Below are 23,457 nucleotides of genomic sequence, written 5' to 3'. Positions count from 1 at the left end.
ACCAACCTTTCTCGAACATGCTGGTCCTTTGCAAAGCGTTGCGCCATTCTGGCGACAATATGAATTGCAGGATCATTTGTCATGTCTGACTTCGTCATCCGCCCCTTGACTGCAGCAGAACTTCAACACGCCGTTGACTGGGCCGGGCGCGAAGGGTGGAACCCCGGTCAGCACGATGCCGCGTGTTTTCGCCCTACTGACCCGGATGGCTTTCTGGGCGGGTTTCTTGATGGTGAAATGATCGCGTCAGTATCCGCGGTGAACTATGACGATGCGTTTTCTTTTCTGGGCTTTTACATCGTCCGTCCCGAATTTCGCGGATCGGGCCATGGGCTGGAGATCGCCCAGCACGCGCTGGCCCATTGCAAGGGGCGCAATATGGGTCTGGATGGTGTGGTCGAGCAACAGGACAACTATCGCAAATCCGGCTTTACCTTTGCCTATAACAACTACCGCTTTACCGGAACAAAGACCGGGATATTGGCCGCTCTTGGGTCGCAAGCGACTGCGCATATATCCGTCCTGACTGAGATATCCGAGGATTTGCTGACCTATGACCGGGCCCTATTCCCTGCCCCGCGTAGCGTTTTCGTGCGTGAATGGCTGCGCGCGCCTAGCCATGCCTCACGTGCCTTTATCGAAAACGGGACGATCAGGGGCTACGTGACCCTGCGCCCCTGCCAGATCGGATATAAGATCGGGCCTTTGTTTGCGGACAGCCCTGACATCGCACAGGCGCTGCTGGTCTCGGTCCTCAACACTATCCCCGAGGATCACGCAACGCATGAGGTGTTTATCGACATGCCCCAACCCAACGCCGCCGCCTTCGCGCTGGCCGATGCGTTGGGACTTGAGAAGGTCTTTGAGACCGCACGAATGTATTCGGACCATGAACCCGATATCGACCTGAACCGGATTTTCGGCGTGACGACGTTTGAGCTGGGCTAGAACGCCTTGAACGTCATTGTCGTCAATGAGCGTTCGATACCGGGAATCACCAGCAGGTTTTCATTGATGAAATGGCCCACATCTTCGGATTCGGGAATATAGAGCTTGAGCATCAGGTCATATTCACCGCTGGTAGAATAGAGCTCGGAGTGGATTTCGCGCAGCGCGATCTCTTCCGCCACTTTATAAGTGGTGCCGGGTTTACAGCGGATCTGGATGAAAACGCAGGTGGACATGGGCCGGGCCTTGTTGGTTCGTGTTGCGCGCAGGCTGGCACGGGCCGCGCCCGGGTGCAATCCCCTGCAACAGTTTGCAGCGAAGGCCTCAAGCGGTCTGGATAGGCAGCCCGTCCGCGTCTATAAGCGCCCCTGTAGCAAAAGGAATTCGCCCATGCGCAGCGCTAAGATCAGTCGTCAGACCGCCGAGACCGAGATTTCGGTCCAGGTCAATCTGGATGGGACCGGCCAGTATGACAACCAGACCGGTGTTGGTTTCTTTGACCACATGCTGGATCAGTTGGCGCGTCATTCGCTGATCGACATGACGATCCGGGCCAAGGGCGACTACCACATCGACGACCACCATACGGTCGAGGATACCGGCATTGCGCTGGGTCAGGCGCTGACTCAGGCTTTGGGCGATAAAAAGGGGATTCGCCGCTATGGTGAATGCCACCTGCCCATGGATGATGCGCAAGTGCGTTGTGCACTGGACCTGTCTGGCCGTCCGTTCCTAGTTTGGAACGTGGACCTGCCAACCCAGAAGATCGGCACGTTCGACACCGAGTTGGTGCGTGAGTTCTTTCAGGCGCTCAGCACCCATGGGGGCATCACCCTTCATATCGACCAGTTGCACGGCTTTAACAGCCATCACATTGCCGAAGCCACATTCAAAGCGGTTGCGCGGGCGCTACGCGATGCGGTCGAAACCGACCCGCGCAAGGCAGATGCGATTCCATCGACCAAAGGTGCCTTGTAGATGCTGACTGCCATTATCGACTACGAGAGCGGTAATCTGCACTCGGCCGAGAAGGCGTTTCAACGCATGGCACAGGAAGAAAACGCGGGCGAGGTCGTGGTGACCTCGGACGCGGATGTCGTTGCACGCGCCGATCGGCTGGTGTTGCCTGGTGACGGAGCTTTTCCCGCCTGCGCGGCAGAGCTGCGGGGGCATAAGGGTATCTACGACGCCATGGTCGAAGCGGTCGAACAGAAAGGTCGCCCGTTTCTGGGCATCTGCGTCGGAATGCAACTGATGGCCTCAAAGGGCCATGAATACAGCGAAACCGATGGTTTGGGCTGGGTGGCTGGCGATGTGGTGCGGATTGAACCGTCAGATGCTGCACTGAAGGTGCCACATATGGGTTGGAACAATCTGGTTCTGGAAAGCGATCACCCAGTGTTCAACGGGGTCGCATCCGGTGATCATACCTACTTCGTCCACTCCTACCACTTCCGTGTCACAGACCCGGTGCAGCGTTTGGCATATGTGAACTATGGGCAAGAGGTCACGGCCGTGATCGGCCGCGACACGATGGTGGGGATGCAGTTTCACCCTGAGAAGAGCCAGGATGTGGGCCTGCGCATGATCGGGAACTTCCTGACCTGGACCCCGTAAAAGCTTATTGAACGCGCGTCCAGGTCTGCCCGCGGCAGACCAGGCCACCAGCGACACATCCTTTGACCGTCAGCTGGTTCTGGCTGTCCAGGGTCATCTTCGAATTGTAGGTCTTATCCCGATCCGGGGCCCAGATCTTGCCGCTGTCATAGCTTCCGCCACCTTCGGGCACCATGTCCCAGATAATCTGCTTGCCCAGATTCTCATAATCCAATTGCTGATCGCCATTGCCATCAAACGCACTGTCTATAGTGCCACAGATCGCGCTGCCGCATTCACCGATGGTGACGTGCAGATACCCCCCGGTGTCACCCGGCTGTGTTTTCCACAGCCCATCAACCGGGTCCGCCGCCATTGCGCCGGTCGCCAAGGTTGCAAAGACAAAGGATGTTGTAAGTTTCTTCATAGTAACCTCCCTGATTTGGTGACAGTTTGGCCTGCCATCGGGTAGCGGACAAGATTGACTTTGCGTCGCGTTGCATCCCCGGCCCGGCTTGTGCGATATGCCGCCCATGTAACATTCAGATAAGGTCGCCCGACATGATCCTCTACCCCGCCATCGACCTCAAAGACGGCAACGCCGTGCGCCTGCTGCGCGGAGAGATGGATAAAGCCACCGTTTTCAATGAGGACCCGACCGCTCAGGCCCGTGCGTTTGTCGAGGCCGGGTGCGAGTGGTTGCACCTTGTCGATCTGAACGGCGCTTTCGCGGGTGAGCCGGTGAATGCCGCCCCGGTCGAAGCGATCCTGAAAGCCTGCGATGTGCCCGCGCAGCTTGGTGGTGGTATCCGGGACATGGCAACCATCGAGACCTGGATCGACAAAGGACTGGCCCGCGTCATTCTGGGAACCGTCGCCGTCGAAAACCCCGATCTGGTGCGCGAAGCGGCCAAAGCCTTCCCCGGCAAGGTCGCCGTTGGGATTGATGCACGCAACGGCCTGGTCGCAACCAAAGGCTGGGCTGAAGAAACGGACGTTCAGGTCACCGATTTGGCGCGCAGTTTTGAGGACGCAGGCGTTGCGGCGATCATCTACACCGACATCAACCGGGATGGGGCGATGCGAGGCCCAAATATCGACGCAACCGCCGCGCTGGCGAAAGCTGTTTCAATCCCTGTGATCGCTTCGGGCGGCGTCTCTTCGATTGAAGACCTGCTTGCCCTGCGCGATTGTGGCGCAGCCTTGAATGGTGCCATTTCCGGCCGCGCCCTTTATGATGGGGCGATCGATTTGAAAGAGGCTCTGACAACTCTCAGAGAATAGCGCGATGTTCCATTCCGCTGTCAAACGCACGGCACTATCGGCCCGAAGCTTGCTTCACAAACGAATCAAACAGGGCGATTTCCTGGACTGTTTCAGTGTTGCGTCGGATTTGTCTCCACGTCAGGCAGCAGAGATTATCACCAGCTTTCCGGCATGGGCCATGGCGCTTGTTCGATTGCGCGGAGTATTGGTGGCGCCGTTCGGGCTCAGCACCGGCGGGCCCAGTGCGACCGACAAGGTCGGGATATTTCCTGTTGAGCATGACGACGAGACCGAGGTGATCGCAGGCTTCAACGACCGTCATCTGGATTTTCGTGTTTCGGTCTTGTCTGAAAATGGCCGTATCTCGCTGGCGACCTGGGTTCACCGGCACAATCTGGGCGGACGCTTGTACCTGGCAGTGATCCTGCCTTTCCACATCCTGATCGCCAGAAATGCGCTTGCACGCGTCAGTCGCGCAAGCGCCTAGGGCTTAACCAGCCGCCGCCGCAGTCAGTTTGGCCAGCGCTCCGCGCATTTTCTCGACCACGGGTGAGTTTTCGACCTCGTCCAACTCGTCCATCGTTTCTTTCGGGTCCTCATAGGCCAACCAGACCTGACCCTCTGCATCTTGATAGGCCTGCACCTTCAGCGGCAGGAATAGCCCTGCACGAGGGTCAATCAGCATGGCAGGCGTGCCCAGAGCGGGGTTTCCGAAAATCAACACCTGATTGGATGGGATCGGCGTGCCCACCTTTTCGGCCCCTGCCGCGTGATCGATCCGCGCAAAAACGGTTGCACCCGCATTGCCCACAGCGGCTTCCAACGCATCCAACGCTTCAGCCACGGATTTTTCGGTTTGTATCTTGATAATATCGTCAGCCATGGCGGTCAGAGCGCCTCCGATTGTGAAAACTGATGCCAGAAGAAGATGTCTCATCGCAGTCGTCCTTTTGCTGAATTTCACACCTAATTTCCATGGCTTCACCGCAGATCACAATCACAAGTCTGGCATCGGCGGGGCTTTGCCGGTAGAGGTGCGCCAAACAAAGGAAGGTTCATGCTCAAGACCCGCATCATACCCTGTCTGGATGTTGCCGATGGCCGTGTGGTCAAAGGCGTGAATTTCGTGGGCCTGCGCGATGCGGGCGATCCGGTGGAATCGGCCAAAGCCTATGATGCCGCAGGCGCGGACGAGATCTGTTTTCTGGACATCCACGCGACGCATGAAAACCGCGGCACGATGTTCGATGTGGTCCGGCGCACTGCCGAACAATGCTTCGTACCCCTAACCGTAGGTGGAGGCGTGCGCACCAAGGACGACGTGCGCGCCCTGCTGCTGGCGGGAGCTGATAAAGTCAGCTTCAACTCGGCCGCCGTCGCCAACCCGGATGTGATCGCAGAGGCCGCGGACCAGTTTGGTAGTCAGTGCATCGTCTGTGCCATCGACACCAAAACCGTAAGCCCGGGGAAATGGGAGATTTTCACCCATGGCGGACGCAAACCTACCGGGATCGATGCGGTCGAGTTCGCCAAGACTGTTGTAGCCAAAGGTGCAGGAGAAATCCTGCTGACGTCTATGGACCGTGATGGCACCAAGGCCGGGTTCAACCTGCCCCTGACCCGAGCGATCAGTGACGCGGTGGACGTGCCGGTGATCGCCAGCGGCGGTGTTGGTAAACTCGACCATCTGGTCGAAGGCGTGACCGAGGGTGGTGCAAGCGCGGTTCTGGCGGCCTCGATCTTCCATTTCGGCGAATACACCATCCGCGAGGCCAAGGAACACATGGCCGCTGCGGGTATTCCGATGAGGCTGACATGAGTATTCTCCACGATCTTGCTGCAACCATCGAAGCGCGCAAAGGGACTGACCCGGACTCCAGCTGGACCGCCAAACTGCTGGCCAAGGGCCCAGAAAAATGTGCCGAGAAATTCGGGGAAGAAGCCGTTGAGGCGATCATCGAAGCCGTCAAAGGCGATAAGGACAAGCTGATCTCCGAAGCGGCAGATGTACTATACCACCTGTTGGTGATGCTGGCCGCGCGCGATGTTGCGCTGGATGATGTGCTGGTTGAACTCGAACGGCGACAGGGCACCAGCGGCATTGCTGAGAAGGCCACGCGCTAAGCAGGGTTCCGATCTGCGCACCCCCGGCTTATGATCCTTCGGAAGGCTCAATAGGGGAACTCGGAATGATTAGAGCTTTGGCCTTTGTTCTGGCCCTTGTGAATTTGGCGGCTTGTGCCACCCCTCCCCCGCAGACCGGCGATGAGGTTCAGCGCCTTGCGACCGAAATCCGGGCATTAGGCCCCGACATTGACCCGGAAGAGGCCAACCGCGCTGCCCGGATCGCCTATTCCTACACCGCGCAACTGGCGCAGGAATATCAGATCACCGACCCCCCGCTGATCCACAATACAAAGGTCAATCAGGGGCTACGCCCACGCGGGCTGTGCTGGCATTGGGCCGAAGATATCGAACGCCGGTTAAAGCAGGAAAACTTCGAAACACTTACGCTGCACCGCGCCATCGCCAATGCCGACAACCCTTTCCGCATCGACCACAGCACGGCGATCATCAGCCGCGCCGGAGGCTCGATGTACGAAGGTGTTGTGCTGGATCCCTGGCGCTATGGCGGGGTTTTGTTCTGGTCACCGCTGTCAGACGACAGCCGATATGACTGGGCTCCGCGCGATGTTGTTCTGGAAAAACGGCGCCTCGAGCAGGTGGCGCGGTTGAAGCCCTTTGTCACCAACTAGGTTCACAGCTTGGATGAGATGATGCCGGTGCTGAACCCGCCCATGCGCAGTTCGCCAAACAGGCGCTGATATTCGATCTTCGGGCATCGATTCATCACCACATCCACACCACGGTCCTGCGCCGTTTCAGCGGCCTGAGGATGCTCGACCCCGATCTGCATCCAGATGGTCCGGAGCTTGGGGAACGCCGCCAACGCTTCGTCGACGATGGGCGGAACAGCCTCGGAACGTCGGAAGATATCAACCATATCGACAGGTTCAGAAATCTCGGACAGGGCGCTACGCACCGTTTGACCGAACAAGTCCTTGCCAGCATGGCCCGGGTTGACGGGGATCACGGTATATCCCTTCAAGGAAAGATACCGCGCTACATAGTAGCTGGGACGCACCGGGTTCATCGACACCCCAACTACCGCGATGGTTTTGGTGCGTTGCAGGATGGTTTTCAGATGCGCGTCAGAGTAGTCTGCCATGGTTGCATCCTAATCATAGCCGCAAAAAAGAAAAAAGCGCCCAAGAAGCCTTGGGCGCCAGTTGTTGGAACGAGGGACAGTGAAATGACCCGCGGCAGTTCCGTTCCGCGGTCACTGTGACATTTAGGCATGATCTGGTTAAAAAAAAGACCGCGCGCTCATTTTTGTGATGACTTTTCACAAAATACGGACAATCGGCTAGTCTTCGTACAGAATGACGGGCCAATTTTCCTCGGCCAGATGAATATTCGCCGCTCTGTCCTGTTCCCACATCCGTTCAACTGCTGGGGAATGAGTGAGATACAAACGCCCATCCACGACCTGCCATGCCATGGGGTCAGTGCTTTTTAGAACCCCATTTGCCATCGCATAGGAACAATAGCCCCCGAACTGAGGTGCAAAGGCGCGCGGGTTACTTTCAAACCGCTCGCGATTTTCCTGTGACGCAAAATGCCACTGGGCCCCTTTCCACATGACAGCAATGCTCGGCTCACCCCGAACCGGTGCAGCACTGTCGAAATAGGACACCGGATCATACCCCGCCATCGCGGCGCCATCGGTCGCAAAATAGACAGGTTTATCCTGCGCCCAAGCGACGGGTGCAAGGGCGATGGCTGTCAGTATACCGAATATGAAACGGCGGTTTTGCATCTGGGTCCCGTGGCAAAGAATCGAGCGACTAAGATGCAACTTTTGGGCGGCTGTGAAACCCCAGTTGACGTGGATGTGAACATCCTTGCGAGTGCGGAGCAGCCTTTAGTCAAAGATGTCTTCTATGACATCCCAGGCCTCATCCAGAACACGATAAAGCGTGCTCTTTTTCTTCTTCTTTTTTCGCGATTTCGGAGACGCCGCATGACTGATCGCGACCCGGTCAGGCCTTGATTTCTGAACCTTGTGCTTCGGCAGTTTCTTAAGATCGTGCAGCGGTGCGCCGCAGTTGGAACAACTCAGCTCATGCCGGTTCTTTCCTGTCAGAACCAGGGCAGCCCGTGTACCGCAGTAGCAGCAGGTAGCGATTTTGGACGGTCCGGAAATAGTACTCTCCTCGCTAATGGTGCCGAGAGGCATATAGGGCGATTGCGGCAGCATTTGAGACGTTCAGCGACCCAAATCCCCCGGATGCGTCAATTTTCACCAATTGATCCACAGTCTCTTTGGTCTTTTGCCGCAGTCCCGGCCCTTCAGCACCCAATACCAGCGCCACAGGTTGATCCCTTTGATCCCCCAGGGCTGTTTCAATAGTTTGATCCGCCTCGCCATCCAAACCGAGCACCAGAAATCCCATCGACTGAAGCTCGGTTATGGCATCGGCAAGATTGCGCACCCTTAGATAAGGCTGACGTTCCAATGCGCCGCTGGCGGTCTTGGCCAGTGCCCCGGTTTCAGGGGCCGAATGATGCCGGGTTCCGATCACAGCACTTGCACCCAGTACTTCGGCTGACCGAAGAATCGCACCCACATTATGTGGGTCCGTTACACGGTCCAGTAGGATCACGCGGGGATGTTCCCGTCCGATGCAGTTCTCGGCCAAACCGCCCCACTCCAGCGGCTTAACCTCAAGCGCTGCCCCTTGATGCACCGAACCCGCATCGATCGGGGCACTGAACTTGCGCGGATCAACCATCTCGGCCTCGATCCCTGCGAATTCAATGGCTTCGAGCAGTTTGTCCCGCGCGTTTCGTGTCACAATCAGGCGCAGTTTCTGGCGCTTGGGGTTCATCAAGGCGTCGCGCACGGCGTGTAAACCAAACAGCCAAACCGTCTCGGCCGCTGCTGCTTTTCGTGCCTGTTCCTTTTCAACAACCCACTTGGGTTTTTTCATTCTGAGGGCCTCCGGGCCATGAATTCGCTTTCCTGCGTCAATGCCGTATTTTCCTGTTGACGCTCCTTTGGTGCGCTAGTAATCACGCCTCCACGTCAGGTGCAACGCCTGACAGTGGGCGACAGGCCGCAAGGTGTGGCAGGGGACTGTAACTCCCTCGCGGAGACGCACGCCTGGTTCGATTCCAGGGTCGCCCACCACTCTCACAAAGCTTCCAGATACCCGAGCAAAACGCCCCCGCCGTTGGCCTGTATCTGCTGTTATGAAGAGCCGTCTGGTTATTCGTCAAACATTTGGTTCAGTGAAGCGGTCGCTGTTAAACCTTTCGAAAGCCGCAAGCCAAGCCCTGACATGCCGCCCAACGACCGCCACAGGTCGTTTTTCTGCGCCCGACCTTGCGGTTGTCGGCGACACGCTTGACAAGCACCGTATCAGTGCCGCATGTCCGATCCGTTGGTGTCCTCGTAAGAGGATGAAAAGGGAATGCGTCAACGGGTTTACCGCCAAACGCAGCCGCCCCCGCGACCGTGACCGGAGAGGGTGCCCAAAGCCACTGGCCAAAGGCTGGGAAGGCAGGACATCCGACAGGGTATACACCCTGACATCCGCAAGCCGGGAGACCTGCCAGCGCCCGAAGATGAAACCGGACGGGGTGTTCCGGTGTGGGGCTTGGATCGGCCCACATGAAACCCCGTCCCCCAGATTTGACTAAGGGGGATGAGAGAGATGAGTAAAGCCGCACCAGTTGAATTGCTGGTCTGCACGACATGCCGCCGTGGCCTGGCAATCGAAGATGACACCCAGCGCCCCGGCGCTTTGCTGCATAAGGCGCTGGAACAGGCCGGCGTGCCAGACGGGATCGACCTAAAGCCTGTGGAATGCCTGTCAAATTGCGATCAGGGCTGTTCCATCGTGCTACGTGGTGGGCCCGCGCGTTGGACTTTTGTCTACGAAAACCTCAACGAAACCGACCATGTCGAAACGATCATCGAAGGTGTGACCAAGTATTTGGCCACTGACGATGGTTTGGTCAAATGGCGCGAACGTCCTGAACATTTCCGCAAAAACTGTGCGGCCCGTATTCCCCCGATTGGAGCTTGACCCATGTCTACTCTTGAAAAACTTCCCGTCACTGTCATCACCGGCTTTCTGGGCTCGGGCAAAACCACGCTGGTCAAGCACCTGATGCAAAACCCGCAGGGCAAGCGTCTGGCGGTGGTGGTCAATGAATTCGGCGATGTTGGCGTTGATGGCGACATCCTGAAATCCTGCGCGATCCCGGATTGCCCGGCGGAAAACATCATGGAGCTCGCGAACGGCTGTATCTGCTGCACCGTGGCCGATGATTTCATCCCGACTATCGAAGCCCTGATGGCTCTGGAGCCGCGCCCTGAGCATATTCTGATCGAAACCTCGGGCCTCGCCTTGCCTAAGCCGCTGCTGAAGGCGTTCGACTGGCCCGATATCCGTTCGAAAATCACCGTTGATGGTGTGATCGCGCTGGCCGATGCCGAGGCCGTCGCAGCCGGTCGCTTTGCGCCGAATGTGGCAGCGGTGGATGCTCAGCGCCTCGCCGATGACTCGATCGACCATGAAACGCCCCTATCCGAGGTGTTTGAGGATCAGATTTCCTGCGCCGATATCATCCTGCTGACCAAGCCTGATCTGGCCGGTCCCGAAGGCGTGGCCAAAGCGAAAGAGATCATCGCCGCCGAGGCCCCTCGCCCGCTACCCGTCGTTGAGGTTGCCGAAGGTGCCGTGGATGTGCGCGTCGTTCTGGGTCTTGAGGCCGCAGCCGAGGACGACATGGATGCTCGTCCGTCGCATCACGACGGTCACCACGATCACGAGCATGACGATTTCGAAAGCACCATCGTCGAGTTGCCGGAACAGTCCGATCCCGCCGATTTGGTCGCCAAGATCGAGCGCCTGGCCACCGAGCTGAACATTTTGCGTGTCAAAGGCTATGCCGCCGTTCAAGGCAAGCCGATGCGCCTGCTGGTGCAAGCCGTGGGTGCTCGTGTGCGTCACCAGTACGACCGCCCGTGGGGGCCCGGCGAGGAACGCCGCTCGCGCATGGTAGTGATCGCCGAGCATGACGACATCAAAGAAGCAGAAATCCGCGAAATCCTCACGGGTGTAGCCGAGGCCGCCGAGTAAGGCCCATGCACGTCGTCTTCCGCGAAAGCCACGGGTTAGAAGAAACGGAAACCCCAACCGATCTGGGCCAGAGCCCGGCGGATTTGGTGGTGCTGTCCTTCTCGGACAGCGACCTTGGCGCTTTCGCGGCAGGCTGGCATCGCGGTGGCGGGCCCGAGGGGCGCATGCCCACGATGCGGTTGGCGAACCTGACGGCGTTGAAGCATCCTCTGTCCGTCGACACCTACGTGGAACAGACGTTGGAGGGTGCGAAAGGCATTCTGATCCGTCTTATTGGCGGCGTGCCTTACTGGGCCTACGGGCTGCAGCAAGTGCTGTCGCTGGCGCAGGCCAAGGGCATCGCGCTGGCTGTCCTACCCGCCGACGGGCGAGAGGACACGCGGCTGGATGAATATTCCACCCTGCCCGTCTCGACCCTGCGCCGTCTGGCGCATCTCTGCGACACCGGCGGAGAGGTCGCGGCACAGGCTGCCTTGGCGCAGATGGCATTGGCGGCGGGGCTTTATGCCGGCCCTGTTATGGGGGCTAAAACCCTGCCCGAATCCGGCGCGTGGTGTCCTGATCGCGGCGTGATCCCGGTTGAGGCGGCCTTTTCGGGCAACGCAAAACGTATCATCGTCACGTTCTATCGCGCCTATCTGACCTCGGCGGACACGGCCCCTGTCGCCGCCGTGATCCGCAGCTTGCGGGATCGTGGGTTCGAGGCCGTCGGCCTCTTCGCCCCTTCGCTCAAGGCTCCTGCTGCCGCAGAATGGCTGCGTGATAACATCGCCGCGTTGAAACCTTCGGCGATCATCAACGCGACCTCGTTCTCGGGCAAAGGCGCATCGGGAACGTCTCCTTTGGACGCGGCGGGCGTGCCGGTATTTCAGATGGCCCTCGCCACATCCCGACGCAAGGCTTGGGCCGAGGCCGAACGAGGTCTCTCCCCTGCCGATCTCGCCATGCATGTGGTGCTGCCCGAAGTGGACGGGCGCATTTCAGCGGGCATTGCCTCGTTCAAGGAACCGGGCAAGCGTGATCCGCATCTGGAATATTCCCGCTTTGCCCACCGGGCTGAGCAAGAGCGGATCGAAGCGATCATCAACCGTGTCACAGGCTGGTTGACCCTTCATAACAAGCCCAAGGCAGATCAAGTACCCGCACTGGTGCTATCAACCTACCCCGGCAAGGACTGGCAAATGGCGCACGCGGTGGGCCTCGACGCGCTGGCCTCGGCCGAGGCGATCCTGGCCGATCTTCAAACCGAGGGCTACAGCACCGCACCGGCTGAGCCGATTGCTGAAACCCTGCTGGACGCGCGCATCTCATGGTCTTTGGAAGATTACCAGGCAGCCCTGGCTAACCTGCCCGAGCAACTGCGCGTCGATCTCCAAACTGTTTGGGGCAAGCCAGAAGACGACCCGGTTTTTACCGAGGGCGCGTTCCACTTCACCGCCCTGCGCCGAGGCAACGTGATGGTTACACTGCAACCCGAACGCGGTACGCCCGAGCTGCGCGATGACGACTATCACGATCTGTCTCGCACCCCGCGTCACAGCTACGTCGCCTTCTATCTGTGGCTACGCAAAGGATTGGGCGCAGACGCTTTGATCCATATCGGCGCGCATGGCACGCTGGAATGGCTTCCGGGCAAATCCGTTGCGCTGTCGGCGAATTGCTGGCCCGAGGCGCTGATCCGTGACCTGCCGGTGATCTATCCCTTCATTGTCAACGACCCGGGCGAGGCCGCGCAGGCCAAGCGCCGGATCGGGGCTGTGACGCTGGGTCATATCCCGCCTCCGATGAAGGAAAGTGGCACCCCGGATCGCATGGTTCGGCTGGAATCGCTGTTGGATGAGTTCTCGAATGCGGATGGCCTCGACCCCAAACGCCGCGATCGCCTGCAGGAAGATATCCGGGATGAGGCGCAGGCCATCGGGTTGGAGAGCGATCTGGGCCTTGATCAGGCCACCTGCACTGCCGAGGCGATCACCCGCATCGACCGCTTTGTCTGCGATATCAAAGAAAGCCAGTTCGGCGACGGGCTGCATATCTATGGCCGCGCGTCTGAGGTTTCCGGTACTTTCGACCCCGCGCCCTCGGCGCATGCGGAGCGCAACGCTCTGATCGACGCGCTGGCCGGGAAGCGGATCGAGGCCGGGCCGTCCGGTTCCCCCTATCGCGGACGCTCGGACGTGCTGCCAACCGGACGGAACCTCTATACCACCGACCCCCGCTCGGTTCCGACGCGGGCGGCCTACACCCAAGGCGTCAAACTGGCCGAGGAACTGGTCCGCCGCCACCTTCAGGAAGAAGGCGACTATCCCAAGGGGCTGATCGTCGATCTTTGGGGCTCGGCCACGATGCGCACGGCGGGCGAGGAATTCGCCATGGCGCTGCACCTTTTGGGCGTGAAACCGATCTGGGATGAAGAGTCCGAGCGGGTCTCGGGGATCGAAGTGCTGCCGATCACTGACCTCAGCCGCCCGCGCCTAGACGTGACGCTGCGGGTCTCGGGCCTGTTCCGGGACGTCTTCCCAACCCTCTCGGCGCTATACGGTCAGGCAATTCGCGCCTTGGCGGCGCGGGATGAGGCGAGCGACTGGAACCCCTATGCCGGTCAAGCCCCGTCGGCCCGCGTCTTCGGCCCCGCGCCCGGCAGCTATGGCGTCAACATGACACAACTGTCTGAGGTCTATACCGACGAGGCGCGCGCGCAAGCGGGTGAGGCATGGCTTGAGGCCAGCTCCTTCGCGCTGGAGGGCGAAAACATCGTTCAGGACAAGGCGGGCATCACCCGACGCGTGGCGCATGCCGACAGTTTTGTTCACCTGCAGGACCTGACCGAGACAGACTTGCTGCTGGCCAACGACTACGCCACGCATGAGGCCGGTTTTGCCGCCGCCAAAAAGGCCACGGGTGGGACCGCGCAGCTTTATCATCTGGACAATACCAATCCCGAAAACCCACGCGCCCGCACCTTGCCGGAAGAGATCAGCCGCGTCGTCCACGCCCGCGCAGCCAATCCGGACTGGATCGCCGGGATGCAGCGCCACGGCTTCCGTGGCGCGGCCGAGATCGCCGCGACGCTAGATCACATGGCCTCGTTTGCGCATCTGTCGGGCACCGTTGCGCCGCATCTGTTCGACCTCTACCACGATGCGACACTGGGCGATGAAGACGTGGATGCCTTCCTGCAGCAGGCCAATCCGCAAGCCCATCAGGCGATGCAGGACCGGTTCCGCGCGCTTTTGGATGCCGGGTTGTGGAATACCCGGCGCAACTCGATCCGGGCGGATCTGGAGGGGCTGGGATGAGCGCGCCCACCCCAAAACCAATCGTCCAAGGTTGGTGCCCCGGCGCCCACCGACCGATGATGTCTGGGGATGGGCTGGTGGTGCGTGTGCGCCCTCGGCTGGCTCGGCTGACCGCCGCACAAGCGCTTGGCCTATGTAAACTGGCCCAGCAATTCGGCAACGGCACAATCGATCTGACCAACCGCGCGAACCTGCAGTTGCGCGGCGTGCAGGAAAGTGATCACCAGGCATTGCTGTCCGAGCTGTCCGCGCTTGGGCTGTTGGACGCGGAGCCGGGTATTGAGGTCCGGCGCAACATTCTGGTCTCACCGCTCTACCAGCCGGGCGATCTGACCGCGCGGCTGACGCAGGAATTGATCGACCGCCTGAGCGAGTTGCCTGCTCTACCGGCCAAGTTCGGCTTTGCCATCGACACGGGACCAGAGCGCCTGCTGGCGGCGGACTCGGCCGATATCCGGTTGGAGCGTTCCGCTGATGACCTGATCCTGCGCGCAGATGGGGCTCAGACCGGACGTGTCGTCTCCGAGGCCGAGGCCATTGATCACCTGATTGCTCTAGCCACATGGTTTGCCGAGGTCTTCACACCAGACACCCGCCGCATGGCCCGGGCCGTGGCGGCTTTTGGTCTGCCTGCGGAGTGGCAGGGCCGCGACCCCGGACCCATCGGCGCACCGTTGCAACCGGGTGCTTGCAATCTGGGCAGCCTCTATGGCGCGGCCTTTGGGCAATTGCCCGCCAACGAGCTACACGCGCTGATCCGCGACAGCGGCGCCTCTGCCCTACGTGTCACCCCTTGGCGACTGATCCTGCTGGAAGGCGGGGCGGCGATACCCGCACCGGCCTTCGTCACAAATGGCTCCGACCCGCTGATGACCACCGACGCCTGCCCCGGGGCGCCGCTCTGCCCGCAGGCGCAGGTGGAAACCCGCGAAATCGCCCGTGCCTTGGCCGCGCGCGTTCCTGGCCATCTGCATGTCTCTGGGTGTTCCAAAGGCTGCGCTCGAATGGGCCCCGCGGATGTGGTTTTAGTCGGCCAGAACGGACGATTTGATCTTGTCAAACAGGGCCGCGCAGGGGATGAGCCAATCCTGCGCGGGCTGAACCCCAAAACACTGATGACGATGGACTTCACCTGATGCCCTACACTTACGAAACCGACGGCGCGGCGATCTACAGGGAAAGCTTTGCCACCATCCGGTCCGAAGCCGATCTGGCGCGGTTCGATGCCGATGAAGAGCAGGTCGCCGTTCGGATGATCCACGCGGCTGGCATGGTCGGGCTGGAAGAGTTCGTCCATTTCTCACCCGGTTTTGTATCCTCCGCGCGGACCGCGCTGGAAGGTGGCGCGCCGATCCTGTGTGACGCACGTATGGTGAGCGAAGGCGTGACCCGGTTCCGCCTGCCCGCCGAGAATGAGGTGATCTGCACCCTGCATGACGAGCGCGTGCGCCCTCTGGCTGCAGAGATGAGCAATACGCGTTCAGCCGCCGCGCTGGAGCTGTGGCGCCCGCGTCTTGAGGGCGCTGTAGTCGCCATCGGCAACGCGCCCACCGCGCTGTTTCATCTGCTGAACATGCTGGAAGACTCCGACTGCCCGCGCCCTGCAGCCATCATCGGCTGCCCGGTGGGGTTTGTCGGCGCGGTCGAATCAAAAGACGCGCTGTGGGCGGCCCAGCCGGTGCCGTCCTGCATCGTCAAAGGCCGACTGGGCGGCAGCGCCATCACCGTTGCCGCCGTGAACGCCATCGCGAGTCGCGCCGAATGAACGCCGGCACCATATACGGCGTTGGCCTCGGCCCCGGTGACCCGGATCTGATGAGCGTTCGGGCCGACCGTTTGCTGCGCAATGCGCGCCATGTGGCGTTCTTTCGCAAGCCGGGCCGCAACGGTCAGGCGCGCAAGATTGTGGATGGCATGATACCCGGCAGTGCGACGGAGTTCCCGATGGAATACCCCGTCACCACGGAAATTCCACTGTCTGATCCGCGCTACAATGCCTTGCTCGCTGCGTTTTATGAAGATTGCGCAGCGCATCTGAGAAACCTGTCAAACGCAGGAGAAGATGTCGTGGTACTGTGCGAGGGTGATCCGTTTTTCTATGGCTCATTCATGCATCTTTACAACCGCTTGCGAGATGAAGCTCAAGTTGAAATCGTACCCGCGATCACAGGCATGTCCGGGGCCTGGACCGCAACGGGCGACCCGATCACTTGGGGTGACGACGTCCTGACTATTCTGATGGGAACATTGCCCGAAGATGATCTGGCTCGTCGCATGGCGGACACCGACGCTTTGGTCGTTATGAAAATCGGGCGCAATATCGAAAAGGTCAAACGCGCCTTGAAAACCGCAGGTCTGTATGACCGCGCCTGGATCGTGGAATACGCCCAGATGCCCAATCAGCGGGTCTGCAAATTATCGGATGATTGCGAAGAGATCACGCCCTATTTCTCGATCATTATCGTTCACGGTCAGGGACGGCGACCATGACGGGTTGGGTCAAGATTGCCGGGCTTGGCCCCGGAGATGAAGCGCTGGTGACACCTGAAGTCACAGCTGCCTTGGCCCAGGCTACGGATGTGGTTGGCTATATCCCCTATGTCGCACGCGTGGCAGATCGCACGGGGCTGACTCTGCATGCCAGCGATAACCGCGTTGAAATTGACCGGTCCCAGCATGCGTTGCAGATGGCATCTGAGGGGAAACGGGTTGTTGTGGTCTCGTCCGGAGACCCCGGCGTGTTTGCCATGGCCGCCGCCGTGTTTGAGGCGATGGAAAACGGGCCCGTTGATTGGCGCGACATTCCTGTCGACGTGTTGCCGGGCATTACGGCCATGTTGGCCGCTTCGGCCCGCGCCGGTGCTCCGCTGGGGCATGATTTTTGCGCCATCAACCTGAGTGATAACCTTAAACCTTGGTCGCTGATCGAAAAGCGGCTACGTCTGGCCGCACAGGGCGATTTCGCGATGGCGTTCTACAACCCGCGCTCAAAGTCCCGGCCCGAAGGATTTGTAAAGACGCTGGAAATACTGCGTGAGGAATGTGAACCTGAACGCCTGATCCTGTTCGCCCGCGCCGTGTCGCGCGCGGATGAGGCGATCCGGATTTCGACATTGGCAGAAGCAACGCCCGAAATGGCCGATATGCAGACCGTTGTGATCGTCGGCTCCTCCCTAACCCGCGTGATCGAACGCGAAGGCGCGCCAATTGTCTACACACCAAGGTTCACTTTGGCCGAGGGTCAGGAATGATCAAGCCAGTCCAAAACCTGATCGACCGAAGAAAGCTCTTGCCGGGACGGCAGGCTGGGGCGGTCGATCATCAGGACAGGCACACCCAGCCTCCGCGCAGCATCCAGCTTGGCGCGTGCACCCGTACCGCCTGCGTTCTTCGAAACAACCAGTTCGGTGCCGTGGTTTCTCATCAGCGCAACATCGTCCTCAACCGTGAAGGGCCCACGCGAGACAACTATATCAGCGTTGGGCAGAGGTACAGTTTCCGGTTCATCAACCAGTCGCAACAAATAATGATGCTGAGGCTGAGCCGCGAAATCCTGCAAATGCATTCGACCCACAGCCAGAAACACGCGCCGAGCGGGACCGTCAAGCGCCGCAACAGCTGCCGGGATATCCGGCACATGTTGCCAGCTATCGCCCTGCTGCGGGCTCCAAGCAGATCGGGTCAAAGCGGTAAGCGGAACATCCGCAGCGTTACACGCGGCGATAGCATTGGCACTCATCTTTGCTGCGAACGGGTGCGTTGCGTCCACAACATGCGTAATCGCGTTGTCGCGGATGTATCCGGCCAGCCCATCGACTCCTCCGAACCCACCCACGCGAACCGGCAATGGTTGCGGGCGAGGATTGTCCACGCGCCCGGCGTAAGAGTATACTGCGTTCGTCCCCCGTTCGGCAAGGCTGCGAGCAAGGGCATTGGCCTCGGTCGTGCCGCCAAGAAGCAGGAGTTTGGGCATGCATGAAGCTCCGTGGCTGACCATTCTGGGACTGGGCGAAGATGGACTGGATGGCCTGCCGCCCGCAAGTCGTCAAGCCCTGGATCGGGCCGAAATCGTCATGGGCCCGCCACGGCATCTGTCGCTGGTTCCAGAAACTCAGGCCGAACAGATCGAATGGCCCGTGCCATTTGCCGATGGAATACCGATTTTATACGACCTGCGCGGGCGACCCACCGTCGTGCTGGCATCAGGTGATCCGTTCTGGTTCGGGGCCGGTTCGGTCATTGCCCGGACCTTTGATGAAGGCGAATGGATTGCCCTGCCCGGTCAATCCACCTTTTCGCTGGCGGCTGCCCGATTGGGTTGGCCGTTGGAAGCCACATTGACCTTTGGACTTCACGCCGCGCCCCTGACCCGGTTGCGCCCACATCTGGCGGCAGGGCTGCGCGCGATCCTTCTGCTGCGCGACGGCAAGGCGGTGGCCGAACTGGCGACCTATCTGACAGAGACCGGTTTTGCCGACAGCGCACTGCACGTGATGCAAGCCCTAGGCGGACCGCGCGAAAATACGCAGACGGTTTCGCTGACCGAAGCACTGCTGGGCACGTTCGATCACCCCGTTTGCGTTGGGCTCGAGGTCACCGGCCCCGGCATGTCATTCCCCAAAGCTTCTGGCAAGCCGGACGACATCTTTGAAACCGACGGTCAGATCACCAAACGCCCCATCCGCGCGTTGACCTTATCCGCATTGGCACCTCAGCGAGGCGAGCATCTGTGGGATATCGGCGGTGGCACTGGTTCCATCAGTATTGAATGGCTGATGTGCGACCCGACCTTGACCGCCACCTCGATTGAGCCACTGGCCGAGCGCGCAGACCGCATTAGGCGCAACGCGGACACGCTGGGGCAGGATCGATTGGAAGTTATTCACGGCACCGCGCCTGAGGCTTTGTCAGGCTTGGCTGATCCAGATGTTGTATTCATCGGCGGCGGCTTGTCCGAGGCCTTGCTGGTCTGGTTGCGCGACAGTCTGCCAAAGGGCACGCGGCTGGTCGCGAATGCAGTAACGCTCGAGAGCGAGGCGCTGCTGGCTCAGTGGCATGAAACGCTTGGCGGTGACTTGCTGCGGATTGAATTGGCGCAGGCGGGCCCTCTGGGTCCCCGGCGTGGATGGAAAGCCGCTTACCCGGTGGTGCAGTGGAGCGTGACCCTATGATCGTCGCCGGTCTTGGGTTTTCTAACGCCGCCACGGTCGACAGCCTGAAGGCGGCCTACGATCAGGCGTCCTCGGGCCATGCGGTGGATGCGTTGGCGACGGTCGCGAACAAAGACGGCCACGCCGCGTTGGACGCCTTTGCGGCAATCGTCGACCTGCCATTGCACCTTGTTGCACCCGCTGACTTGGCCGGACAGCGCACCCTGACATGCTCGCCCCGCAGCCGCGCGAGCTATGGCACCGGCAGCGTGGCCGAAGCATCCGCTTTGGCTACCGCCGGATTCGGCGCGCGGCTGATTACACCCAGACAGATTTCAAACGACCGGCTGGCCACCTGCGCCATTGCTATCGGAGGACAGACATGACCGTTCATTTCATTGGAGCCGGACCGGGTGCCGCCGACCTGCTGACCCTGCGCGGGCGCGATATCATCGCATCCTGCCCGGTGTGCCTTTATGCCGGGTCGCTGGTTCCGGAAGAGATTCTTAGCCATTGCCCCAGAGGCGCGAAGATCGTGAACACCGCGCCGATGGATCTGGACCAGATCATGGCCGAAATCGAAGCGGCGCATAAGGCAGGGCAAGACGTGGCCCGCCTGCATTCAGGCGATCTGTCGGTCTGGTCGGCAATGGGAGAACAGATCCGTCGATTGAAAGAGATGGGCATTCCGGTAAGCGTCACCCCCGGCGTGCCGTCCTTTGCGGCAGCAGCTGCGGCTTTGGGCACCGAACTGACACTGCCCGGTCTGGCGCAATCTGTGGTGCTGACCCGCACACCGGGCCGCGCGTCTTCGATGCCCGAAGGTGAGACGTTGGAGAACTTCGCCAGCACCGGGGCTACACTGGCCATTCACCTGTCTATTGGCAATCTGGACAAGGTTATCGCGGATTTGACACCAGCCTACGGCGCGGATTGCCCGGTGGCCGTTGTCTATCGCGCCAGTTGGCCGGATGAGCGGATCATCCGTGCGACCTTGGAAACGTTGAAAGATGCGCTGGACGAATGCATTTCGCGTACCGCTCTGATCATGGTCGGACCCGCGCTGGCAAGTGAAGGGTTTGACGAAAGCTGCCTCTATTCAAAGACTTATGATCGTCGGTATCGTCCGCAAAACGCAGATAGCCCATGGTCCAGCTGGGAACATGGCGATGACTAATCCTCCGGGCATACTGATTTCCGCGCCATCTTCGGGCACAGGCAAAACCACTGTTATGCTGGGGCTGTTGCGGGCACTGGCCGAGGATGGGTTGACCGTGCAACCGTTCAAAAGCGGCCCCGACTATATCGACCCGGCTTTTCACCGGGCTGCGGCGGGGCGGGCCTCGTTCAACCTGGACAGTTGGGCGATGGGTGATCCGCTGCTGAACGCGATCTCGGATCAGGCAGACGGGACGGATATTGTGGTCGCTGAAGGCTCGATGGGTCTGTTCGATGGCGTGGCCAAACCCGGCGAGCTGGGGCATGGCTCCAGCGCGGAAACGGCGCAACGCATGGGCTGGCCGGTGGTTCTGGTGCTGGATGTCGGCGGTCAGGCGCAATCGGCAGCTGCCACTGCCCTGGGGTTCAAGATGTACAACCCCGACCTGCCCTTTGCAGGCGTGATCCTGAACCGCTGTGCCAGTCCCCGGCACGAGCGCCTGACCCGCTTGGGCATGGAGCGTGCGGGTCTGCCCGTACTGGGTGTGCTGCCGCGGCGCGGTGACCTGACCCTGCCCGAGCGCCATTTGGGCCTGATCCAAGCTGTAGAGCATCCCGATCTGGAAAGCGCCATCGTGGGTTATGCGGCGTTCCTGCGGGAACACGTGGACCTTGAGGCGATCAAGCGGGCGGCCTCCTCAGGCCCGGTTGGGCCATCGTCAGCCGCGCTGCCGCGGCCCCCGGCCCAACGGATTGCACTGGCGCAGGATGCCGCGTTTTCCTTTACCTACCCCCATTTGCTGGAAGGCTGGCGCACAGCCGGAGCCGAAGTGCTACCGTTCTCACCCTTGGCGGATGAAGCACCGGTGACGGATGCCGATCTGGTTTGGTTGCCGGGGGGATACCCGGAACTACATGCCGGCAAACTGGCAGCTGCAAATACCTTCCTAAACGGGCTGCGCCGCCATGCCGAAACCAAACCGGTGCATGGCGAATGCGGCGGCTACATGGCTTTGGGTGAAGGGCTAATCGACAAAGACGGCACACGGCACCAAATGGCCGGGTTGCTGGGGCTGGTCACTTCCTACGAGAAACGCAAATTCAACCTGGGTTATCGCAGGGCTGAGCTGCTGGCCCCGATGCCCGGGCTTGCAGCAGGTGCCGCCCTGCGTGGGCATGAGTTCCATTACTCATCGATTGTCGACCAACCCGACGCGCCGCTGGCGCGCGTGTTTGATGCCGAAGGCACGGAAGGCCCTCAAACCGGATCGATGCGCGGCAATGTCACCGGCACATTCTTCCACCTAATCGCTGAGGCTTCGGCATGACGGGTTTTGTCTCGTTCATCGGCTCTGGCCCAGGTGATCCGGAACTTCTGACGCTCAAAGCCGTGGATCGGTTGCAAAAAGCCGATGCGGTGCTGTTCGATGACTTAAGCAGCGGCCCGATTCTGAGTCATGCGCGCGAGGATGCGGATTTGGTTGGGGTTGGCAAACGTGCTGGCCGCCCATCGCCGAAGCAGAACCATGTCAGTCGCTTGCTCGTAGAGTACGCCCAGACAGGGCAACGCATTGTGAGACTGAAATCCGGGGATGGCGGGTTGTTTGGACGGTTGGAAGAGGAACTGGTCGCGTTGCGCGAGGCTGGGATCGACTACGAGATCATACCGGGCATCCCCTCTGCCGTCGCGGCGGCTGCCTCAGCTGGCATTCCTTTGACACGTCGCCTGACCGCGCGCCGAGTGCAGTTTGTGACCGGCCATGATGTAAGCGGGCAATTGCCCGAAGACCTGAACCTGCCTGCCCTGGCCGATGGGCTGGCGACAACGGTTGTATTCATGGGCAAGCGCACCTTTCCCTTGTTGGTCGATGCGCTGCATGCCCATGGCCTGCCGTTGGAGACGCCTGCCTTGCTGGCGGAATCCGTTTCGACCCCGGATCAGGTCCTTCATCGTTCAACCATCGGCGCATTGGCGGACAAGCTGAAAGCTGAGATCGGAACAGCCCCGGCGCTGATCCTCTATGGCCCACTCGCGGAATTCGAAGATGTATGAGCTGACCCTGATTGGTATCGGCACCGGCAATCCAGATCATGTGACCCTGCAGGGTGTGCAAGCGATCCGAGAGGCCGATCTGATCCTGATCCCACGCAAGGGTGAAAACAAGACTGATCTGGCCGGGGTGCGGGAGGAGATCATCACAAAGGCCTGCGAGACGCCGCCTCAGATCGCCTATTTCGATATTCCCAAGCGCCGCTCGGATGAGGGATATCTGCGAGGTGTCGACGAATGGCATGACGCCATCGCCCTACGCTGGCAGACAGCCTTTGCAGAGTACCCGGATGTAACCAAAGTGGCGCTGTTGATCTGGGGCGACCCATCGCTCTATGACAGTTCTCTGCGCATCGCGGCCCGGCTGGATCCACAACCCCGCAAACGCGTCATTCCGGGGATCACCGCGCTACAAGCCCTGACAGCAGCACATGCGATCCCGATCAACGATATTGGTGCACCTTATGTGGTCACAACCGGGCGGCGCTTGCGAGACGATGGGTGGCCTGCAGATGCCTCGAAAGTTGCGGTGATGCTGGATGGGGAATGCTCATTCCAAAGCCTTGATATGGCGAGTTATGACATCTGGTGGGGCGCTTATGTCGGGATGAAAGAGGAAATCCTGATCCATGGGCCACTGCTCGACGTTGCCCAACAGATATTGGACACCCGCGCCAAGGCCCGTGCCGATCACGGCTGGATTATGGATATCTATCTGCTGCAAAAGTCCACACGGTGATGTGAGTGCAAATCCCGTCAAAGTCTGGCATCAAGAT

At 60.2% G+C, this 23,457-nt stretch carries 29 protein-coding genes, 1 tRNA gene and 1 riboswitch; of the genes, 22 read left to right on the top strand and 8 right to left on the bottom strand.

The window, feature by feature from the left end; translation table 11 throughout:
- The first annotated feature begins 81 nt into the window (after positions 1–81).
- Positions 82–948: a GNAT family N-acetyltransferase gene (locus ACR0DH_RS05110; protein WP_480547633.1), complete on the top strand. Its 867-nt coding sequence runs from the start codon at positions 82–84 to the stop codon at positions 946–948.
- Here the strand turns inward: ACR0DH_RS05110 and ACR0DH_RS05105 are convergent.
- Positions 945–1,184, bottom strand: coding sequence for an Lrp/AsnC family transcriptional regulator (locus ACR0DH_RS05105; protein WP_170532103.1), 240 nt, complete (start codon positions 1,182–1,184; stop codon positions 945–947). The two genes, ACR0DH_RS05110 and ACR0DH_RS05105, sit on opposite strands and share 4 nt — an antisense overlap.
- Before the next feature lie 154 nt (positions 1,185–1,338).
- On the opposite strand from ACR0DH_RS05105, the gene hisB reads away from it, so the two are divergent.
- Both hisB and hisH read left to right on the top strand, forming a co-directional pair.
- The gene (gene hisB / locus ACR0DH_RS05100) at positions 1,339–1,926 is read left to right on the top strand and encodes an imidazoleglycerol-phosphate dehydratase HisB (protein WP_480547631.1); all 588 of its coding nucleotides are present in this window, start codon (positions 1,339–1,341) and stop codon (positions 1,924–1,926) included.
- Entirely contained in the window at positions 1,927–2,565 is a 639-nt protein-coding gene (gene hisH, locus ACR0DH_RS05095; RefSeq protein WP_480540643.1) for an imidazole glycerol phosphate synthase subunit HisH, read from the top strand. It abuts the gene before it with no gap.
- Positions 2,566–2,569: 4 nt separating this feature from the next.
- On the opposite strand, the gene ACR0DH_RS05090 is transcribed toward hisH, so the two are convergent.
- Entirely contained in the window at positions 2,570–2,971 is a 402-nt protein-coding gene (locus ACR0DH_RS05090; protein ID WP_480547629.1) for a DUF2147 domain-containing protein, read from the bottom strand.
- Positions 2,972–3,105: 134 nt separating this feature from the next.
- Between ACR0DH_RS05090 and hisA the strand changes: the two genes are divergently transcribed.
- Complete coding sequence (hisA, locus tag ACR0DH_RS05085; RefSeq protein WP_480547627.1) at positions 3,106–3,828, top strand: 1-(5-phosphoribosyl)-5-[(5-phosphoribosylamino)methylideneamino]imidazole-4-carboxamide isomerase; 723 nt, start codon at positions 3,106–3,108, stop codon at positions 3,826–3,828.
- A 4-nt stretch (positions 3,829–3,832) separates the two neighbouring features.
- Positions 3,833–4,297: a DUF2867 domain-containing protein gene (locus tag ACR0DH_RS05080; RefSeq protein ID WP_480547625.1), complete on the top strand. Its 465-nt coding sequence runs from the start codon at positions 3,833–3,835 to the stop codon at positions 4,295–4,297.
- Positions 4,298–4,300: 3 nt separating this feature from the next.
- Here the strand turns inward: ACR0DH_RS05080 and ACR0DH_RS05075 are convergent, their stop codons facing one another.
- Positions 4,301–4,747, bottom strand: a complete 447-nt coding sequence (locus tag ACR0DH_RS05075) for a DUF302 domain-containing protein (protein ID WP_480547623.1) — start codon at positions 4,745–4,747, stop codon at positions 4,301–4,303.
- 120 nt (positions 4,748–4,867) lie between these two features.
- Here ACR0DH_RS05075 and hisF point away from each other — a divergent pair, with 120 nt between their 5' ends.
- The 3 genes from hisF to ACR0DH_RS05060 all read left to right on the top strand — a co-directional run bounded on the left by hisF (position 4,868) and on the right by ACR0DH_RS05060 (position 6,566).
- Positions 4,868–5,629 carry an imidazole glycerol phosphate synthase subunit HisF gene (gene hisF, locus ACR0DH_RS05070; protein ID WP_480547621.1) on the top strand — a complete coding sequence of 254 codons (762 nt, stop codon included), beginning with the start codon at positions 4,868–4,870 and terminating at the stop codon, positions 5,627–5,629.
- Positions 5,626–5,934: a phosphoribosyl-ATP diphosphatase gene (locus tag ACR0DH_RS05065; RefSeq protein ID WP_480547619.1), complete on the top strand. Its 309-nt coding sequence runs from the start codon at positions 5,626–5,628 to the stop codon at positions 5,932–5,934. Before hisF ends, ACR0DH_RS05065 begins: the two co-directional genes overlap by 4 nt.
- A 65-nt stretch (positions 5,935–5,999) precedes the next feature.
- A complete protein-coding gene (locus ACR0DH_RS05060; protein ID WP_480547617.1) occupies positions 6,000–6,566 on the top strand; it encodes a hypothetical protein in 567 nt (188 codons plus the stop codon).
- A 2-nt stretch (positions 6,567–6,568) separates the two neighbouring features.
- Here ACR0DH_RS05060 and ACR0DH_RS05055 read toward each other — a convergent pair whose 3' ends face one another.
- The 4 genes from ACR0DH_RS05055 to rlmB all read right to left on the bottom strand — a co-directional run bounded on the left by ACR0DH_RS05055 (position 6,569) and on the right by rlmB (position 8,864).
- The gene (locus ACR0DH_RS05055; RefSeq protein ID WP_480547615.1) at positions 6,569–7,039 is read right to left on the bottom strand and encodes a CoA-binding protein; all 471 of its coding nucleotides are present in this window, start codon (positions 7,037–7,039) and stop codon (positions 6,569–6,571) included.
- 198 nt (positions 7,040–7,237) lie between these two features.
- Positions 7,238–7,690: a YHS domain-containing (seleno)protein gene (locus ACR0DH_RS05050; RefSeq protein WP_480547613.1), complete on the bottom strand. Its 453-nt coding sequence runs from the start codon at positions 7,688–7,690 to the stop codon at positions 7,238–7,240.
- 105 nt (positions 7,691–7,795) lie between these two features.
- The gene (locus ACR0DH_RS05045) at positions 7,796–8,077 is read right to left on the bottom strand and encodes a hypothetical protein (RefSeq protein WP_480547916.1); all 282 of its coding nucleotides are present in this window, start codon (positions 8,075–8,077) and stop codon (positions 7,796–7,798) included.
- Positions 8,078–8,090: 13 nt separating this feature from the next.
- Positions 8,091–8,864 carry a 23S rRNA (guanosine(2251)-2'-O)-methyltransferase RlmB gene (rlmB, locus tag ACR0DH_RS05040; protein WP_480547611.1) on the bottom strand — a complete coding sequence of 258 codons (774 nt, stop codon included), beginning with the start codon at positions 8,862–8,864 and terminating at the stop codon, positions 8,091–8,093.
- A 116-nt stretch (positions 8,865–8,980) separates the two neighbouring features.
- On the opposite strand from rlmB, the gene ACR0DH_RS05035 reads away from it, so the two are divergent.
- From ACR0DH_RS05035 to cobJ, 8 genes are all read left to right on the top strand, one after another.
- Positions 8,981–9,064: transfer RNA gene (locus ACR0DH_RS05035), tRNA-Tyr, on the top strand.
- 237 nt (positions 9,065–9,301) lie between these two features.
- Positions 9,302–9,507, top strand: a riboswitch (cobalamin riboswitch).
- Positions 9,508–9,590: 83 nt separating this feature from the next.
- The gene (locus ACR0DH_RS05030; protein ID WP_480547609.1) at positions 9,591–9,965 is read left to right on the top strand and encodes a DUF1636 family protein; all 375 of its coding nucleotides are present in this window, start codon (positions 9,591–9,593) and stop codon (positions 9,963–9,965) included.
- A 3-nt stretch (positions 9,966–9,968) separates the two neighbouring features.
- The gene (cobW, locus tag ACR0DH_RS05025; RefSeq protein WP_480547607.1) at positions 9,969–11,024 is read left to right on the top strand and encodes a cobalamin biosynthesis protein CobW; all 1,056 of its coding nucleotides are present in this window, start codon (positions 9,969–9,971) and stop codon (positions 11,022–11,024) included.
- 5 nt (positions 11,025–11,029) lie between these two features.
- Entirely contained in the window at positions 11,030–14,323 is a 3,294-nt protein-coding gene (gene cobN, locus ACR0DH_RS05020) for a cobaltochelatase subunit CobN (RefSeq protein ID WP_480547605.1), read from the top strand.
- Positions 14,320–15,459 (top strand): precorrin-3B synthase, encoded by a 1,140-nt coding sequence (cobG, locus tag ACR0DH_RS05015; protein WP_480547603.1) that lies wholly within the window; start codon positions 14,320–14,322, stop codon positions 15,457–15,459. The genes cobN and cobG overlap by 4 nt, the downstream gene beginning before the upstream one ends.
- Positions 15,459–16,088, top strand: coding sequence for a precorrin-8X methylmutase (locus tag ACR0DH_RS05010; RefSeq protein ID WP_480547601.1), 630 nt, complete (start codon positions 15,459–15,461; stop codon positions 16,086–16,088). Before cobG ends, ACR0DH_RS05010 begins: the two co-directional genes overlap by 1 nt.
- Positions 16,085–16,813: a precorrin-2 C(20)-methyltransferase gene (locus ACR0DH_RS05005; RefSeq protein ID WP_480540609.1), complete on the top strand. Its 729-nt coding sequence runs from the start codon at positions 16,085–16,087 to the stop codon at positions 16,811–16,813. Before ACR0DH_RS05010 ends, ACR0DH_RS05005 begins: the two co-directional genes overlap by 4 nt.
- Positions 16,810–17,574 (top strand): precorrin-3B C(17)-methyltransferase, encoded by a 765-nt coding sequence (cobJ, locus tag ACR0DH_RS05000; protein ID WP_480547599.1) that lies wholly within the window; start codon positions 16,810–16,812, stop codon positions 17,572–17,574. The genes ACR0DH_RS05005 and cobJ overlap by 4 nt, the downstream gene beginning before the upstream one ends.
- Here cobJ and ACR0DH_RS04995 read toward each other — a convergent pair.
- Positions 17,565–18,296: a cobalt-precorrin-6A reductase gene (locus ACR0DH_RS04995; protein ID WP_480547597.1), complete on the bottom strand. Its 732-nt coding sequence runs from the start codon at positions 18,294–18,296 to the stop codon at positions 17,565–17,567. The genes cobJ and ACR0DH_RS04995 overlap by 10 nt on opposite strands.
- Here ACR0DH_RS04995 and cbiE point away from each other — a divergent pair.
- The 6 genes from cbiE to cobF are packed head-to-tail and all read left to right on the top strand — an operon-like array spanning position 18,295 to position 23,420.
- Complete coding sequence (gene cbiE, locus ACR0DH_RS04990) at positions 18,295–19,494, top strand: precorrin-6y C5,15-methyltransferase (decarboxylating) subunit CbiE (RefSeq protein ID WP_480547595.1); 1,200 nt, start codon at positions 18,295–18,297, stop codon at positions 19,492–19,494. The genes ACR0DH_RS04995 and cbiE overlap by 2 nt on opposite strands.
- A complete protein-coding gene (locus ACR0DH_RS04985) occupies positions 19,491–19,859 on the top strand; it encodes a cobalamin biosynthesis protein (RefSeq protein ID WP_480547593.1) in 369 nt (122 codons plus the stop codon). The genes cbiE and ACR0DH_RS04985 overlap by 4 nt, the downstream gene beginning before the upstream one ends.
- The gene (cobM, locus tag ACR0DH_RS04980; protein WP_480547591.1) at positions 19,856–20,650 is read left to right on the top strand and encodes a precorrin-4 C(11)-methyltransferase; all 795 of its coding nucleotides are present in this window, start codon (positions 19,856–19,858) and stop codon (positions 20,648–20,650) included. The genes ACR0DH_RS04985 and cobM overlap by 4 nt, the downstream gene beginning before the upstream one ends.
- Positions 20,643–21,959, top strand: a complete 1,317-nt coding sequence (locus ACR0DH_RS04975; RefSeq protein ID WP_480547589.1) for a cobyrinic acid a,c-diamide synthase CobB — start codon at positions 20,643–20,645, stop codon at positions 21,957–21,959. Before cobM ends, ACR0DH_RS04975 begins: the two co-directional genes overlap by 8 nt.
- Complete coding sequence (gene cobA, locus ACR0DH_RS04970) at positions 21,956–22,684, top strand: uroporphyrinogen-III C-methyltransferase (protein ID WP_170532057.1); 729 nt, start codon at positions 21,956–21,958, stop codon at positions 22,682–22,684. The genes ACR0DH_RS04975 and cobA overlap by 4 nt, the downstream gene beginning before the upstream one ends.
- Positions 22,677–23,420: a precorrin-6A synthase (deacetylating) gene (gene cobF / locus ACR0DH_RS04965; protein WP_480547587.1), complete on the top strand. Its 744-nt coding sequence runs from the start codon at positions 22,677–22,679 to the stop codon at positions 23,418–23,420. The genes cobA and cobF overlap by 8 nt, the downstream gene beginning before the upstream one ends.
- Positions 23,421–23,457: the final 37 nt, after the last annotated feature.

The sequence above is a fragment of the Ruegeria sp. I1 genome (assembly GCF_056532675.1).
Note: the sequence above shows the minus strand (reverse complement) of the source record. Positions and strands in the feature narration are given on the sequence as shown.

Excerpts from the sequence above, each read along its gene's own strand:
- ACR0DH_RS05105 (WP_170532103.1), bottom strand. The coding sequence starts at position 1,184 with ATGTCCACCTGCGTTTTCATCCAGATCCGCTGTAAACCCGGCACCACT.
- ACR0DH_RS05010 (WP_480547601.1), top strand. The coding sequence starts at position 15,459 with ATGCCCTACACTTACGAAACCGACGGCGCGGCGATCTACAGGGAAAGC.
- hisF (WP_480547621.1), top strand. The coding sequence starts at position 4,868 with ATGCTCAAGACCCGCATCATACCCTGTCTGGATGTTGCCGATGGCCGT.
- ACR0DH_RS05110 (WP_480547633.1), top strand. The coding sequence starts at position 82 with ATGTCTGACTTCGTCATCCGCCCCTTGACTGCAGCAGAACTTCAACAC.
- ACR0DH_RS05080 (WP_480547625.1), top strand. The coding sequence starts at position 3,833 with ATGTTCCATTCCGCTGTCAAACGCACGGCACTATCGGCCCGAAGCTTG.
- cobW (WP_480547607.1), top strand. The coding sequence starts at position 9,969 with ATGTCTACTCTTGAAAAACTTCCCGTCACTGTCATCACCGGCTTTCTG.
- ACR0DH_RS05090 (WP_480547629.1), bottom strand. The coding sequence starts at position 2,971 with ATGAAGAAACTTACAACATCCTTTGTCTTTGCAACCTTGGCGACCGGC.
- ACR0DH_RS05075 (WP_480547623.1), bottom strand. The coding sequence starts at position 4,747 with ATGAGACATCTTCTTCTGGCATCAGTTTTCACAATCGGAGGCGCTCTG.
- ACR0DH_RS04995 (WP_480547597.1), bottom strand. The coding sequence starts at position 18,296 with ATGCCCAAACTCCTGCTTCTTGGCGGCACGACCGAGGCCAATGCCCTT.
- ACR0DH_RS05005 (WP_480540609.1), top strand. The coding sequence starts at position 16,085 with ATGAACGCCGGCACCATATACGGCGTTGGCCTCGGCCCCGGTGACCCG.
- ACR0DH_RS05065 (WP_480547619.1), top strand. The coding sequence starts at position 5,626 with ATGAGTATTCTCCACGATCTTGCTGCAACCATCGAAGCGCGCAAAGGG.
- cobA (WP_170532057.1), top strand. The coding sequence starts at position 21,956 with ATGACGGGTTTTGTCTCGTTCATCGGCTCTGGCCCAGGTGATCCGGAA.
- hisB (WP_480547631.1), top strand. The coding sequence starts at position 1,339 with ATGCGCAGCGCTAAGATCAGTCGTCAGACCGCCGAGACCGAGATTTCG.
- ACR0DH_RS05060 (WP_480547617.1), top strand. The coding sequence starts at position 6,000 with ATGATTAGAGCTTTGGCCTTTGTTCTGGCCCTTGTGAATTTGGCGGCT.
- hisA (WP_480547627.1), top strand. The coding sequence starts at position 3,106 with ATGATCCTCTACCCCGCCATCGACCTCAAAGACGGCAACGCCGTGCGC.
- cobJ (WP_480547599.1), top strand. The coding sequence starts at position 16,810 with ATGACGGGTTGGGTCAAGATTGCCGGGCTTGGCCCCGGAGATGAAGCG.
- ACR0DH_RS04975 (WP_480547589.1), top strand. The coding sequence starts at position 20,643 with ATGACTAATCCTCCGGGCATACTGATTTCCGCGCCATCTTCGGGCACA.
- ACR0DH_RS05050 (WP_480547613.1), bottom strand. The coding sequence starts at position 7,690 with ATGCAAAACCGCCGTTTCATATTCGGTATACTGACAGCCATCGCCCTT.
- ACR0DH_RS05030 (WP_480547609.1), top strand. The coding sequence starts at position 9,591 with ATGAGTAAAGCCGCACCAGTTGAATTGCTGGTCTGCACGACATGCCGC.
- rlmB (WP_480547611.1), bottom strand. The coding sequence starts at position 8,864 with ATGAAAAAACCCAAGTGGGTTGTTGAAAAGGAACAGGCACGAAAAGCA.
- cobF (WP_480547587.1), top strand. The coding sequence starts at position 22,677 with ATGTATGAGCTGACCCTGATTGGTATCGGCACCGGCAATCCAGATCAT.
- cobM (WP_480547591.1), top strand. The coding sequence starts at position 19,856 with ATGACCGTTCATTTCATTGGAGCCGGACCGGGTGCCGCCGACCTGCTG.
- cobG (WP_480547603.1), top strand. The coding sequence starts at position 14,320 with ATGAGCGCGCCCACCCCAAAACCAATCGTCCAAGGTTGGTGCCCCGGC.
- cbiE (WP_480547595.1), top strand. The coding sequence starts at position 18,295 with ATGCATGAAGCTCCGTGGCTGACCATTCTGGGACTGGGCGAAGATGGA.
- cobN (WP_480547605.1), top strand. The coding sequence starts at position 11,030 with ATGCACGTCGTCTTCCGCGAAAGCCACGGGTTAGAAGAAACGGAAACC.
- ACR0DH_RS04985 (WP_480547593.1), top strand. The coding sequence starts at position 19,491 with ATGATCGTCGCCGGTCTTGGGTTTTCTAACGCCGCCACGGTCGACAGC.
- ACR0DH_RS05055 (WP_480547615.1), bottom strand. The coding sequence starts at position 7,039 with ATGGCAGACTACTCTGACGCGCATCTGAAAACCATCCTGCAACGCACC.
- hisH (WP_480540643.1), top strand. The coding sequence starts at position 1,927 with ATGCTGACTGCCATTATCGACTACGAGAGCGGTAATCTGCACTCGGCC.